We start from the raw sequence: 13,194 nt of genomic DNA, 5'->3' as shown, positions 1-13,194 counted from the left end.
CCGAATCCTCCTCCGCCCCCGAAGCCCACCAGGAGGCCACCATGACCCCCACCGCCTCGCCCCCGCGCCCGCGCCTGCGCACCGCGACAGTGATCGGCTGCGGCGCCCGCGGCCTCGCCGTGGCACGCGCGCTGCGCGCGGCCGGGGTCGAGGTGCACCTCCTCGACCAGGACCCGCGAGCCGTCGTCCGCGCCCAGGAACTCGGCGCCGGCACTCTCTGGCTGCCGGGCCGCCCGGCGGACGACCTCGTCGTGGTCGCCACCCCGCCCGCCGCCGTCGTGGACGTGCTCTACGAGGCACAGGCCCGGGGCCTCGGCCACGCCTACACCGACATCGCCGCGACCGACGCCAAGGAGAGCATCGTCGCGGAGGCCCGGCTGCGGGGCTGCGACCTCCTCGGCTACGTACCGGGCACCCCGCCCGACCCCCGCCCGGCGCCCGCGACGGCCGGGGCCGGCCCCTTCAGCGGCCGGACCTGGATCCTCTGCCCCTACGACGACGGCGACCCGGCGGCCACCGCCGCGGTCGACGCCCTCGTACGCCTCTGCGGGGCGCTGCGCCGCGACCTGACCCCCGCGCAGCACGACCGCGTCGTCGCCGCCCGCGTCCGGGCGCCCCGGCGCGGACACCCCCGTAGCGACGCTTCTCCGCAGGCCCCGGGCCGGAGCGACCCGCCGGGACGACGGGCCGACGCGACCGGCCCGGACAGCTGAGCAACCGCGGAGATGACCTCTCTCCGCGCCCGCTCGGACCATGAAACGCGAATCGCCCCCCAGTGCCCTGGCGGGGTGGCGGCGGGGGAGGCCCTCGTCGAAGGCTCACCGGGATGAGGTGCTGAGCAGTGACCGTTGACATCGCGCAGAGCAACGCACGCAGCGTTGCCACCATCTACAACTCCGCCGTCGCGGCGTTCGCCATCGCGGCGGCATGGGAGATCGGCGCCCTCGACGAGCTGTACCGCGAGCGCGCGCTCGACACCGCGGACTTCGCCGAGCGCAACGACCTCGACGTGCTGGCGACGACCGGCCTGTTCCGGGCCATGGCCTCCGTCGGGCTGGTCCGGCGCGAGAGCACGCACATCACCCCCCTGCCCCGCTTCGACGTGATGTACCGCAACAAGTCGTTCTTCCACTGGCTGGGCCGGGGCAGCGCCGAACTGTTCCAGCAGATCCCCCGCGTGCTGCGCAACGAGAACCGCCACGACGACTACTACCGCCGCGACCCGGCGGCCATCGCCTTCGCCTGCCGGGAGATCGACGAGGTCACCTACGCCCCGACGTTCTGGAACGCCGTCGAGAACCTCGACTTCGGCTTCACCCGCGTCGCCGACCTCGGCTGCGGCAGCGGCGGCCGCCTCATGGACGTGCTGCGGCGCTTCCCCGGCGCCACCGGCATCGGGGTCGACATCGCGGCCCCCTCCCTCGACGTGGCCCGCAAGGAGGCCGCCGAGGCCGGGCTCGCGGACCGCACCGAGTTCGTCCGCGGCGACGTCCTCGGCCTGGAGCCGCACGCCGGGTTCGCGGAGGTCGAGCTGGTCACCTGCTTCATGATGGGCCACGACTTCTGGCCCCGCGAGCAGTGCGTGGCCACCCTGCGGCGACTCCGGGAGGTCTTCCCCGCGGCCAGACGCCTGCTGATCGGCGACGCCACGCGCACCGCCATCCCGGACACCGAACTGCCCGTCTTCACCCTCGGTTTCGAGCTCGGACACGATCTGATGGGCACCTTCCTGCCGACCATCGAGGACTGGGAGTCGGTCTTCGAGGAGGGCGGCTGGAGGCTGATCCGCACCAACCGGATCGAGATGACGGTCGGAGAGGTCATCTTCGAACTCGCCTGACCCCCGTCCCGTCCCGGCCCGTCCCCTCGCGATCCGTCCCGGCCGGCCCTGTCCCCTCGCGATTCGTACCGTCGCGATCCGTCCCGGCCGGCCCTGCCCCGTTCCGTCCAGCCCCGTCCGGTACGCGCCGGACGCCGTACGGTCCGGCCTCCGGCCGGACGACGCCGGCCCGAAGACACGACCCGGGAGTCCTGATGAGCACGCTTGTGGCCGCAGTGGCCGCCGCCCTCGCCGCCGACGGCGTACGCCACGCCTTCGGGCTCGTCGGCGGGGGCAACGTCCTCGCCACCGCCGCCCTGACCGCGTCCGGCGTCCACTACACCGCGGCCCGCCACGAGGGGGGCGCGATGGGCATGGCCGACGCCTACTTCCGGGCCACGGGCGAGGTCGCCGTATGCACCACCACACACGGACCGGGCATCGCCAACACCGCCACCGCCCTGGCCGAGGCCGCCAAGAACCGCAGCGCCGTGCTGGTGCTCAGCGGGGACGCGCCGCTCGCCGGACCGCGTCCGCACGACATCGACCAGACCGCCCTGATCACTTCCCTCGGCGTCCCCGTCGTACGGCTCACCGAGCCCGGTACGGCGGTGGCGCACACCCGCGCGGCACTGTCCGCCGCGCGGGTCCGGCAGTGCCCCGTCGTCGTTCTCCTGCCGAACGATCTCCTCGGCGCGGAGACCGGCGACGGGGCACCTCACACCGACGCGCTTCACACCGACGCGCCTCACGCCGACGAACCTCACATCAACGCACATCGCACCGACGCACATCGCACCGACGCGCCTCACGCCGAAGCGTCTCAGGCCGACGCGCCTCACGCCGAAGCGTCTCAGGCCGACGCACACTCCATCGACCCGCGCCCGACCGACCCGCACCACATCACCGCGAACCGCTCGCTCTCGCCCCCGCAGTCGCCCTCCACCGCTCCCTCGCCATCACCGTCCCCCGACACCGCCCCGCCGACTTCGCCGACTTCGCTGACTTCACCGACTTCGCCGACCCCGTCGGACCGGGAGACCGGGCGGCTCGCGGCCCTGCTCGCCGGGGCCCGGCGGCCGCTGCTGCTGGCGGGCGCCGGCGCCTGGCGCGGCGGCGCGGGCAAGGTGCTGAGGGATCTCGGGGACCGGATCGGCGCCCTGTACGCCACGACCGTCATGGCCCACGGCCTCTTCGACGACAGCCCCTGGTCGCTGGGCATCTGCGGTGGATTCTCCGCCCCGGGCCCGGCCGAACTGATCGGACGGGCCGACGTGGTGCTGGCCTTCGGCGCCCGCCTGGACACCTTCACCCTGCACGGCGGCCGTCTGCTCGACCCGGCGGCCACCGTCGTCCGCGTCGACCTCTCCGACGAACCGGCGCCGCCCCGGGTGGATCTGACGGTACGGGGCGACGCCGCCGCCATCGCCGTCCGGCTCCTCGACGCGATCGACCGCCTCGAAGGCCCCGTCGCGCGTGCCGGTTCCGGCGCCGGCTGGCGCACCGGACGCACCCGCGCCCTCGCGTCGGCCCGCTGGCACGACGTTCCGTACGAGGACGCCGGGACGGCGGACCGTATCGACCCGCGCACCCTCACCCGCGCCCTCGCCGCCCTGCTGCCCGGGGAACGCACCCTGGTCCTCGACGGCGGCCACTTCATCGGCTGGCCCGCCATGTACTGGTCCGTGCCCGATCCGGCCGCCATGGTGTTCACCGGCGCCGCGTTCCAGAGCATCGGGCTGGGGCTCTCCGGCGCCGTCGGGGCCGCGATCGGCCGGCCCGACCGGGTCACCGTCGCGGCGCTGGGCGACGGCGGCGCGCTCATGGGCCTGCCCGAACTCGACACCCTGGTGCGCACGGGCCGCCCCTGCCTGGCGGTGGTCTACGACGACGGCTCGTACGGCTTCGAGGAGCACATGTACGTGCCGCGCGGGGCGGACGGCTCCACCATGACCTTTCCCGACACCGACTTCGCCGGGCTCGCCCGCGCCCTGGGCGCCGAGGCGGTCACCGTCCGCCGGGCCGCCGATCTGGACGCCGTCACCGCCTGGCGGGAGCGGGGCTGCTCCGGCACCCTGCTGCTCGACTGCAAGATCGTGCGCCGGGTGATCGCCCCCTACCTGGCCGACCTGCTGGCCGACGGGTGAGCCCTCGGGCCCGCTGTCCGCGGCCCCTGCCGGCCTGGCGCGACGGCCGCGGAACCCGTCGGGGTCCCGCGGCCGTCTCCGTGCTCGGGGACGGCGGCGGTCAGTCGCCGAGCAGGTTCCTGCGGGCCTCGCGCAAGTCGTCGAACGACGACAGGTCGGGCACCGTCCAGCCGTCGAGGTCGTACTCCGACAGGCACTGGTCGACCAGCGCCTTGTAGTCGTCCATCTGGCCGCTCGCGGTCTGCGCGAACAGCAGCTCCGCGCGGGTGTTCTCGTGGTTGCCGGCGTAGTTGCGCTCGTACAGCTCGTGCCGGCCGCCGAACTCGCTGCCGACCGCGTCCCACAGCAGCTTGAGCACCTTGACCCGCTCGACGGAGCCGACGCCGTTCGAACCGCGGACGTACTTGTCGAGGTAGGGCCGGATCTCCGGGTTCTTGAAGTCGTCGGCGCTGGAGTTGAGATAGATCAGCCCGCTCGCCACGTCCTGCTGGATGATCTCCTTGACCCGCGGATAGCCGATCTGCATGAACCAGCGGTACGCCATGCCGTACTGGGGGTTGGGCAGCACGGCCCCGTCCCGCCACTCGACGGGGTTGCGGGCCGCCGCGTCCGAGAGTCCCCAGAAGAGGTTCCGCCAGGCGAGCACCTCGCCCAGCCGGGTCTGCACCCCGCGGAAGTCCTGTGTGCCGGTGATCTCCAGCGCCTTGGCCAGGGCCCCGGCGATGAACTCCAGCTTCACGGCGAGCCGGGTGCAGCCGTGGAAGGTGAACCGCTCCATGAAGCCGGAGTGCGAGGAGAACATCTGGATCTTGGCCAGGTCCCCGTAGACGAAGACGTCCTCCCACGGAATGAGGACCTTGTCCATGACGAGGATCGTGTCGTTCTCGTCCAGGCGCGAGGACAGCGGATAGTCGAACGGGCTGCCCATGACCGCCGAGGTGGCGGTGTACGAGGGGCGGCAGATCAGCTTCACCCCGGGGGCGCCGGTCGGCACCGTCGCCACCAGCGCGAACTCCTTCTTCCTGACCGGCAGTCCGTAGTGCGCGATGAAGTTGTGATGGGTCAGCGCGGAGCCGGTCGCCACCACCTTCGCACCGCTCACCACCAGCCCGGCGTCGGTCTCCTTCTCCACGTGGACGAAGACGTCCGCCACCTCCTCCGGCGGCAGGCTGCGGTCCACCGGCGGGTGCACGATCGCGTGGTTCCAGTAGAGGACCTTCTCCTGCGACTCGCGGTACCAGCGACGCGCGTTCTCCTCGAACGGCGCGTAGAAGTCCGCGTTGGCGCCGAGCGTGCCGAGGAACGCCGCCTTGTAGTCGGGGCTGCGCCCCATCCAGCCGTAGCTCATGCGCGACCACGCGGCGATGGCCCGCTGGTCGGCGACCAGGTCATCGGCGCTGCGGGGGGTGGTGAAGAAGCGGTGCGTGAAGCCGCCGCTGCCGGTGTCGGTCCGGGTGGTGAGCACGTCCCGGGTGGCCGGGTCGTGCAGCGCGTCGTAGAGCCGCGCGGTCATCCGCACCGGGTTGTGGAAGGCGGGGTGCGCGGTGACGTCCTTGACCCGCTCGCCGTACAGGAAGACCTGCCGGTCGTCGCGGAGGCTCTCGACGTACTCCTCACCGGTGAGCGGCCGGCTGCCCGGTGCCCGCGTCTCCCCGTCGGCGGCGGAGCGGTGCTGGTCGGTCATGTGCCCCTCTTCCTGTCCTGCCCGTCTTCTGCCGGGAGTTCTCGAATGTCCCCGGCCCGCGCCGGTCCCGGAGTCCTGTCCGCTGGAGTCCACTGGGACCCGCTGGGAGTCCGGTGGGAGTCCACCGGGGGTCCGTTGGGAGTCCGGTGGGATACCGGTCGGGGTCCGTCGCGAATCCGGTTCGTGGGACGGGTGCAGGGCACTGACGCGGGCCTGTCGGGAAGCCATCGTGGCAGTCGGCGGGCGGGCGGGTCTTCTCCTCGTGTGCCACACCTCGCGCGTCCTGGTGTGCCACACCTGCCGCCGGCCGGTAGACCGGCCGGCGGCCGACGGGCGCTCGTTTCGGCGGTCGTGCGGACCCGTTTCGGCGGTCGTGCGGACCTGGGCGGGCGGTCGCCAACATCGCAATCCAAAAGGTGCCGCCGCCCGCGCGCGGGTGTGACGGTCTCTCCAGTGCCTCTCCCGGCGTCGTCTGCCCCCCGTCGGGCGACCCCCGCCGGTCGAGGCACTGGCACGGCCCGCTCTCCCTCGTGACGTCCAGGAGGACACCGATGCTCACCGCCGACATTCCCACTCGCGCCCAACTCGTCGAGCGCGCAGCAGAGTTGGCACCGCTTCTGAAGAAGAACGCCGCGCAGGCGGAGAAGGACCGGCGACTCCAGGACGAGACCATCGAGGCACTGGCCGACGCGGGCCTCTTCAAGCTGCGGGTCCCCAAGCGCTACGGCGGCTACGAGGCCGACACCCGTACGCTCGTCGACGTCGCGGCCGAGCTGGGCCGTGCCGACGGCGCCGCGGCCTGGACCACCGCCGTGTACTGGATTCCCACCTGGATGACCTGCCTGTTCCCCGACAGCGTTCAGGACGAGGTGTTCGCCACCCCCGACGTCCGCATCTGCGGCACCCTCAGTCCCTCGGCCCTGGCCGTGCCGGCTCCCGGCGGCATCACGGTCAACGGAAAGTGGGGCTTCGTCAGCGGCGCCCGGCACAGCCACTGGCAGGAGATCATCGCCGTGCTCCAGGCCCCGGACGGGCCCCCGCAGCCGGTCATGGCCCTCGTCCCCATCGGTGACCTGCACCTGGTCGACGACTGGGACACCTCGGGCCTGCGCGGCACGGGCAGCATCAGCACGGTCGCCCAGGACCTTTTCGTGCCGCAGGAGCGGGTGCTGCCGCTCGGCGCGATCCTCCAGGGGCAGTACGCCTCCGAGCTCAACGCGGCCACGCCGATCTACCGCACCCCGCTGCTGCCCGTCGCCTCCGCCTCGTCCGTCGGCACCGCGCTCGGCCTCGCCCGGGCCGCCAAGGACGTGTTCTTCGAGCGCCTGCCGGGACGCACGATCACCTACACCTCCTACGCCCAGCAGGCGGAGGCCCCGCTGACCCACCTCCAGGTCGCCGAGGCCACCCTCAAGGTCGACCAGGCGGAGTTCCACGCGCACCGGCTGACCTCCCTCGTCGACGGCAAGGGGGAGTCGGGGGAGCAGTGGACCCTGGAGGAGCGCGCCCGCGCCCGCGCCGACATGGGCGCGGTGTGCAGGCTCGCCAAGGAAGCCGTGGACCTGCTGGCCTCCGCGAGCGGCGGTTCCTCGATCTACCAGGACGTTCCCATCCAGCGCGTCGTCCGCGACATCCAGGCGGTCAACCTGCACGCCCTGATGAACCCGAACACCAACGCCGAGCTGTACGGCCGCGTTCTGTGCGGCCAGGAGCCCAACACGCTGTACATCTGACATTCCGTCACATGCGGCTCGGCGGAACGGCTGGGCCGGTCCCACCACAAACAGTGCTGTGAACACGCCGACAAACCTGTCCACAAACACTTGAGTGGGCCTGGATGTCAACCTCTCTGCAAACTCCGACACAAACCCCCGCGCAAACAACCTCGCAAACATCGCCACAAACAGCGATACAAACGGCGATGCAAACATCGCCACAAACATCGACCCACGCCTGAACACGCGCGTTGCTACACGCCTCAGCCCACACCTGAGCACAGGCCCGCACGCACACCTCGACCCACACCATGACTCGCCCCGGAACCAGGAGCAGACCGCCATGACCGCACAGACCACCGCCACCGCCCCCGCCGCCGTCGAGATCCCCGCCGAGGACAAGGCGGCCGTCGCCGCCCTGCCCCAGCGCATCGTCGCCGCCTGGGCCGCGCACGACGCCGACGCGTTCGCCGACGTCTTCACCCCCGACGGCACCATGATCCTTCCCGGTCACTTCCAGCAGGGCCGGGACGCCATCCGCACCTTCATGACGAACGCCTTCGCGGGCCCCTTCAAGGGCACCCGGGTCACCGGCACCCCGGTCGACATCCGGTTCGCCGACGCCGAGTCCGGCATCCTCATCACCCGCGGCGGCATCCTCGCCCCCGGCGAGACCGAGCCCAGCCCCGAGCGCGCGGTCCACGCCTCCTGGGTCGTGGTCAAGCGCGACGGGCGGTGGCTGCTGGCCGCGTACCAGAACAGCCCGCGCCACGCCGCCTGAGCCGGCCCCGACAACGAATCGAAGGAGGTGACCGCGATGGCCGTCCCGACCGGCGACCGCGTGGTGGTACTCGGCGGCAGCATGGCCGGCCTGCTGGCCGCACGGGTGCTCGCCGACACATATCGCGATGTCGTCATCGTGGAACGCGACGACATGTCCCCCAGTGCCGAAGCCCGTCGGGGCGTGCCCCAGGGCAGGCATGTCCACGGCCTCCTCGCCAGGGGGCAGCAGATCCTCGACGAACTGTTCCCCGGGTTCACCGAGGAGGCCGTCGCCGCCGGCATCCCCACCGGCGACCTCGGCGAGCTGCGCTGGTACTTCAACGGCCGCCGCCTGCGACCGTCCACCACCGGCCTGGTGTGCGTGTCGGCCACCCGGCCCCTGCTGGAGAGCCGGGTACGGGCACGGGTGGCCGCCATCGAGAACGTCACCTTCCGGGACCTGCACGACATCGTCGGCCTCGTCACCGACGACGCCCGCACCACGGTGACGGGAGTCAGGGTGCAGAGCCGCCGGTCCGACGCGCCGGAGCGCGTCCTGGAGGCCGACCTCGTCGTCGACGCCACCGGCCGCGCCTCGCGCACCCCGCTGTGGCTGGAGCAGCTGGGCTACGCGCGCCCCGAGGAAGAGCGCATCAAGATCGACCTCAGCTACACCACCCGCCGGTTCCGGCTGCGCGACCCGTCGGTGCTGCGCGGCGACCTCTCCATCAACCCGGTGTCCTCGCCGAGCCATCCCCGCGGGGCGTTCCTCTCCCGCATCGAGGACGGCCTGGTCGTGGTGTCCCTCACCGGAGTGCTCGGCGACAGCGCGCCCGCCGACCTCGAAGGGTTCCTCGCCTGGACCAGGACCCTGCCGGTGAGCGACATCCACGACGCCCTGCGGGACGCCGAACCGGTCGGGGACGGCGACGTCTTCCGTTACCCGGCGAGCGTGCGACGCCGCTACGAGCAACTGGACCGGTTCCCCGGCCGGTTCCTGGTGGTGGGCGACGCGGCGTGCAGCTTCAACCCGGTCTACGGCCAGGGCATGACGGTGTCCGCCCTGGAGGCCCTGGTGCTCCGCACCCACCTGGCCCGTGGCCCGGTGCCGGACCCGGCCGGGTTCCAGCGCGACATCGCCAAGGTCATCGACGTGCCGTGGGACTTCTCGGCCGGCGGGGACCTCGGCTTCCCGGAGGTGGAGGGCCGCCGCACGGCCAAGGTCCGCATGGGCGGCGCCTACATGGCCCGCCTCCAGGCGGCGGCCGTCCACGACGGCGAGGTCACCGGCACGTTCATGAGGGTGGCGGGCCTCGTCGAGCCGCCGCAGGCCCTGATGAGCCCGCGCATGATGTTCCGGGTCCTGCGCGGCTCACGGCAGAGCCAGCAGGTGCTCGTCTCCTGAACCGCTCACCGCGCCCGCCGCCTGGCTCCCATCATTCGCCGGACGGGCCGGGACGGGGCCAGGACCGGGGCCGGGGCTGCGGAACAGCCCTCGGCCCCGGCAACGGTGTCAGGGTGCCGGAGGCACCCGGAACCGCCGCCGGTACTCCGTCGGCGTCGTTTTCAGGCGGCGGCGGAACGCCCGCACCAGCGTGTCCGTCGTGCCGAAACCGCAGACGGACGCGATGAGATCGTCTGACTTCTTCGAACGCCGCGCGACAGACGGCCCTTTTCCGTGCGGCTTCCTCAGTTCCGCGGCTGCCTTCTCGGACGTCCTGAACACGCGGTCGAGCAGCCAGGTCAAACCGCCTTCGCCGGATCAGGCCGGATCGTCCGATCGCGGCCGGTCCCCGGCCGCCTGCCGGCGCATCCTTGCGACGAGGGCCAGGAAGACTGACAGATTCTGGACCGCCTCCACGGGGAGCCTCATCCACGGCTTTCCGCCATCGTGCCGGTGGATCTCCAGCCAGCCGTGTTTCACCGTGACCCGGCCGACCTCGTGCCAGCCGAGCCGGTCGCCGAGGTGCCCGACACCGGCGGGATCGAGGTGGACCCCGAAGAAGTCGACCCGTTCGCCCGCCTTCAGCCGGTCGCTGTCCTGCGGCAGGCGTGCGCGCGTGAATGCCTTGTCCAGTTCGTCGGTGAACCGGGCGGCCCCCTCGTACTCGTCGGTCACCGTGATCTCGGCGCCCTCACGGGGAGACACCCAGAGTTCGTGCGTGGTGGCGCTGACGATGCCGTTCGTCACTTGGGTGCTGCGCCGCCGGATGCCGTCGATCTCGTCCCACGAGTATGCCTCCGGCACGTGCCCGGCGACCTCCCGGACGATGCCGTGCTGGTAGTGGCCCACCCAGACCTGCGTCCGCCGTCTCGTGAGCGCCAGGAAGAGGAAGTACCCGGCCGCGGCGACTATGGCGGCCCCCAGGACGAGCAGCGGCAGCGCGTAGTACCAGGTGCCGTGGCTCCGCTGGTTCTCCACCGCGGTCGAAATCCCCAGCGAGAACATCGGCAGCCCGATCAGCGCCGGCAGCAGTACCACGGTCCACGGAAAGCGCTTGGGCTCGGTCCATACCAGGCCCTGGCGCGAGCCGAGTTCGAATTCCCGCGCGACTCCGCGCATGGAGGGCGGAACAGGAGTGGAACCACGGTCCGACACAAGTTCCCCCCAAAGCCAGACAGTTGAGGGTCATTGTCGGGGAGAGGAGCCCGTACGAGAAGAGCGCCCGGCCGCGCGCATCGGTTGCGCGGATGGTCCCGCGCCCTCGGGCCGGGACGGCCCCCGCTCTCGTAGCCGCCCCGGCCCTGTGTTCCGGCACCCCATCACACGGGCAGGCCCGCCCGGCGGCGGGAGACGTCCGTGATGGCGGCCCAGTCCTTGTCGTGGTCCCCGTGCGCCAGGGCGTCGAGGAAGGCGTCCCGAAGGACGCTGCCGAACGGCAGCGGGGCGTTGCCCTCGGCGCCGGTGGTGAGCGCGAGGTCGACGTCCTTCAGGCCGAGCGGGAGGCGGAAGCCGGCCGGCTCGTATCGCCGCTCGGCCACCATCGGCCCGTAGCCGCTGTAGACGGGGCCGGGAAAGACCGTGTGGGTGAGCATGTCCACCAGATCGGTGGCGGGCACTCCGTTGGCCTCGGCCAGGGTGCACGCCTCCGCCATGGACTCGATCGCGCAGGCCACCAGGAAGTTGACGGCGATCTTGGCGACGTTCGCCTGCCTGGGACGGGCGCCGAAGTTCCAGGAGTGCTGCCCGATGGCGGCCAACAGGGGGGTGACGCGCTCCAGCAGGGCCGGGTCGCCCGCGGTCAGGACGTTCAGCTGCCCGGCCGCCGCCACCGGGGGCCGGCCCAGCACGGGCGCTGACAGATACCCGATGCCGTGGTCGGCGTGCAGCGCTTCGGCGCGGTCGGCGAGTGCGGGCGAGACAGTCGCCATGTTCATGTGCACGGTGGCGCTCGCGGCTGACAGGAGGGCCGGGTCCAGCAGCAGCCGCTCCACGACGGTGTCGCTGGCCAGCATGGAGACGACCACGTCGGCGGCGAAGACCCCGGCCAGTCCGTCGGCCGCCTCGGCGCCCCGCCCCACCAGCGTGGCGACCGGCTCGGGCGAGCGGTTCCAGACCAGTACGCGGTGGCCGGCGCGTACCAGGTTGGCGGCCATGCCCTGCCCCATCGCACCCAGCCCGACAAACCCGACGGTCATACCAGTCATCGTCCACTCCTCGCCGTCCGAGGGCAGCCCGCGAATTCAGGCGCATCAAAACTGACTATACGTCAGGAAGTGGGACTGGGGAGTTGCCGACGGTTCGTGTCCGCCGGCTGATCGGCGGGCGGATTGTGCCCCGGTTCAGGCCCGACGCCCCTCGTCCACCGCTTCCGCCGTCCGGCCGTTCCGGCGCGGCCGGTGTCGGGACAGCATCGAGGCCAGGATCGAGCCGACCACCAGCGGCCCGGCGACCCAGCGCATCACGGCCGACGGCCAGCTCCACGTCTCGCCGGTCAGCCGGCCCACCGACGCGATGGCCAGGGACATGCCGAGCAACACGAAACCGAGGCCCCAGGTGCGGGTGGCCCAGGCGGGCCCCCGGGCCAGCTCGGGATACTGGTGGCGCCGGTGTGTGGCCGAACAACCCAGCCATACGCATCCCAGGCCCACGGCCAGCATGAACACGTCCACGGCTGCCTCGAACAATTCCGTCACGGTTCCGAACCTCCGCCCCTCCACCATGTGAGCAACTTCCGTCACCACAACGGATAGACCCCTCGCCGTGGTTTCCCCGCCAGGATGACCTTCCGGCCGGGGACCGCGCCTCTCCCGGAACGGGCAGGGAAGTCCTCCCGCAGTATTCCGGGAACCGGAAACATACGCGGGCACGGGACACGATGCACGCGCGTACGGGAAACGGGGCGCGCGGATGCGGATGCGGATACGGGTGACCAGTCGCGTGGCCGGGGAATCGGCGTATGCGGACACAGCGCACACGCGTCGCGTACGCCACCGAAGCGCGTCGCGTGCGCCACCGAAGCGCGGAGCCCGGATTCGCCCACTCCGGAAAACGGTTTCGGTATGGCGGGGAGCGCGCCTACCGTGACCTGGTGACCACTCAGGTAATCGTGTTGAACGGCGGATCCAGTTCGGGTAAGTCCGGAATCGCCCGGTGTCTACAGGCGGTGCTGCCGGATCCATGGCTCGCCGTCGGGATCGACACCTTGATCGAGATCATGCCCGTGTCCCTGCAGGAGGCGGAGGCTGGGATCGATCTCGCCGAGGACGGCAGCGTGAGCGTCGGCACGGCGTTCCGGGCGCTGGAGGCGGCGTGGATGGAGGGGATCGCCGCGATGGCCCGCGCGGGCGCCCGGATCATCATCGACGACGTCTTCCTCGGCGGGGCGGAGTCCCAGCAGCGGTGGCGGAACGCCCTGGAAGGGCTGAACGTGCTGTGGGTCGGCGTCCGATGCGAGGGCGAGGTCGCCGCCGGCCGCGAGACCGCCCGCGGCGACCGGATCAGCGGCATGGCCGCGTCACAGGCCGAGAAGGTGCACCGGGACGTGTTCTACGACCTGGAGGTGGACACCACGCGCACCGAGGCCCTGGAATGCGCACGGACCGTCGCCGCCCGGATCGGATGAA

General features: G+C 72.0%; 11 protein-coding genes and 1 pseudogene. 7 read left to right on the top strand and 5 right to left on the bottom strand.

All coding sequences use genetic code 11. From position 1 onward, the window contains the following. Positions 1-41 precede the first annotated feature (41 nt). The 3 genes from WA762_RS16710 to WA762_RS16700 all read left to right on the top strand — a co-directional run bounded on the left by WA762_RS16710 (position 42) and on the right by WA762_RS16700 (position 3,966). On the top strand, positions 42-713 hold the full coding sequence (locus tag WA762_RS16710; protein WP_335936525.1) for a prephenate dehydrogenase/arogenate dehydrogenase family protein: 672 nt from the start codon (positions 42-44) through the stop codon (positions 711-713). A 128-nt stretch (positions 714-841) separates the two neighbouring features. After that, positions 842-1,840, top strand: coding sequence for a class I SAM-dependent methyltransferase (locus WA762_RS16705; protein WP_335936524.1), 999 nt, complete (start codon positions 842-844; stop codon positions 1,838-1,840). A gap of 194 nt (positions 1,841-2,034) precedes the next feature. Continuing rightward, positions 2,035-3,966, top strand: coding sequence for a thiamine pyrophosphate-binding protein (locus tag WA762_RS16700; protein ID WP_335936523.1), 1,932 nt, complete (start codon positions 2,035-2,037; stop codon positions 3,964-3,966). 100 nt (positions 3,967-4,066) lie between these two features. Here the strand turns inward: WA762_RS16700 and WA762_RS16695 are convergent, their stop codons facing one another. After that, positions 4,067-5,650, bottom strand: a complete 1,584-nt coding sequence (locus WA762_RS16695; protein WP_335936522.1) for a 4-hydroxyphenylacetate 3-hydroxylase N-terminal domain-containing protein — start codon at positions 5,648-5,650, stop codon at positions 4,067-4,069. Between the two features lie 551 nt (positions 5,651-6,201). Here WA762_RS16695 and WA762_RS16690 point away from each other — a divergent pair. The 3 genes from WA762_RS16690 to WA762_RS16680 all read left to right on the top strand — a co-directional run bounded on the left by WA762_RS16690 (position 6,202) and on the right by WA762_RS16680 (position 9,532). Next, a complete protein-coding gene (locus WA762_RS16690; protein ID WP_335936521.1) occupies positions 6,202-7,383 on the top strand; it encodes an acyl-CoA dehydrogenase family protein in 1,182 nt (393 codons plus the stop codon). A gap of 325 nt (positions 7,384-7,708) precedes the next feature. Next, positions 7,709-8,146, top strand: a complete 438-nt coding sequence (locus WA762_RS16685) for an SgcJ/EcaC family oxidoreductase (RefSeq protein ID WP_335936520.1) — start codon at positions 7,709-7,711, stop codon at positions 8,144-8,146. Positions 8,147-8,182: 36 nt separating this feature from the next. After that, positions 8,183-9,532: an FAD-dependent oxidoreductase gene (locus WA762_RS16680; protein WP_335936519.1), complete on the top strand. Its 1,350-nt coding sequence runs from the start codon at positions 8,183-8,185 to the stop codon at positions 9,530-9,532. 108 nt (positions 9,533-9,640) lie between these two features. On the opposite strand, the pseudogene WA762_RS16675 reads toward WA762_RS16680, so the two are convergent. From WA762_RS16675 to WA762_RS16660, 4 genes and pseudogenes are all read right to left on the bottom strand, one after another. Beyond that, positions 9,641-9,766: pseudogene (locus WA762_RS16675) on the bottom strand (AraC family transcriptional regulator); the annotation flags it as partial. 123 nt (positions 9,767-9,889) lie between these two features. Continuing rightward, entirely contained in the window at positions 9,890-10,690 is an 801-nt protein-coding gene (locus WA762_RS16670) for a DUF6585 family protein (protein WP_335936518.1), read from the bottom strand. 200 nt (positions 10,691-10,890) lie between these two features. After that, on the bottom strand, positions 10,891-11,775 hold the full coding sequence (locus WA762_RS16665) for an NAD(P)-dependent oxidoreductase (RefSeq protein ID WP_335936517.1): 885 nt from the start codon (positions 11,773-11,775) through the stop codon (positions 10,891-10,893). Positions 11,776-11,910: 135 nt separating this feature from the next. Beyond that, positions 11,911-12,264 carry a hypothetical protein gene (locus WA762_RS16660; RefSeq protein WP_335936516.1) on the bottom strand — a complete coding sequence of 118 codons (354 nt, stop codon included), beginning with the start codon at positions 12,262-12,264 and terminating at the stop codon, positions 11,911-11,913. Positions 12,265-12,659: 395 nt separating this feature from the next. Here WA762_RS16660 and cpt point away from each other — a divergent pair, with 395 nt between their 5' ends. Continuing rightward, positions 12,660-13,193: a chloramphenicol phosphotransferase CPT gene (gene cpt / locus WA762_RS16655; RefSeq protein WP_335936515.1), complete on the top strand. Its 534-nt coding sequence runs from the start codon at positions 12,660-12,662 to the stop codon at positions 13,191-13,193. Position 13,194 lies beyond the last annotated feature (1 nt).

The organism is Streptomyces tyrfis, from assembly GCF_037034285.1.
Taxonomy (GTDB): Bacteria; Actinomycetota; Actinomycetes; order Streptomycetales; family Streptomycetaceae; genus Streptomyces.
The sequence above is the reverse complement of the archived record's forward strand: the minus strand, read 5'-3'. Positions and strand labels throughout refer to the sequence as shown.

Bases quoted from the DNA above. Each gene is read 5' to 3' on its own strand.
- WA762_RS16710 (WP_335936525.1), top strand. From the start codon at position 42: ATGACCCCCACCGCCTCGCCCCCGCGCCCGCGCCTGCGCACCGCGACA.
- WA762_RS16700 (WP_335936523.1), top strand. From the start codon at position 2,035: ATGAGCACGCTTGTGGCCGCAGTGGCCGCCGCCCTCGCCGCCGACGGC.
- WA762_RS16695 (WP_335936522.1), bottom strand. From the start codon at position 5,650: ATGACCGACCAGCACCGCTCCGCCGCCGACGGGGAGACGCGGGCACCG.
- WA762_RS16690 (WP_335936521.1), top strand. From the start codon at position 6,202: ATGCTCACCGCCGACATTCCCACTCGCGCCCAACTCGTCGAGCGCGCA.
- WA762_RS16685 (WP_335936520.1), top strand. From the start codon at position 7,709: ATGACCGCACAGACCACCGCCACCGCCCCCGCCGCCGTCGAGATCCCC.
- WA762_RS16680 (WP_335936519.1), top strand. From the start codon at position 8,183: ATGGCCGTCCCGACCGGCGACCGCGTGGTGGTACTCGGCGGCAGCATG.
- WA762_RS16670 (WP_335936518.1), bottom strand. From the start codon at position 10,690: ATGCGCGGAGTCGCGCGGGAATTCGAACTCGGCTCGCGCCAGGGCCTG.
- WA762_RS16665 (WP_335936517.1), bottom strand. From the start codon at position 11,775: ATGACTGGTATGACCGTCGGGTTTGTCGGGCTGGGTGCGATGGGGCAG.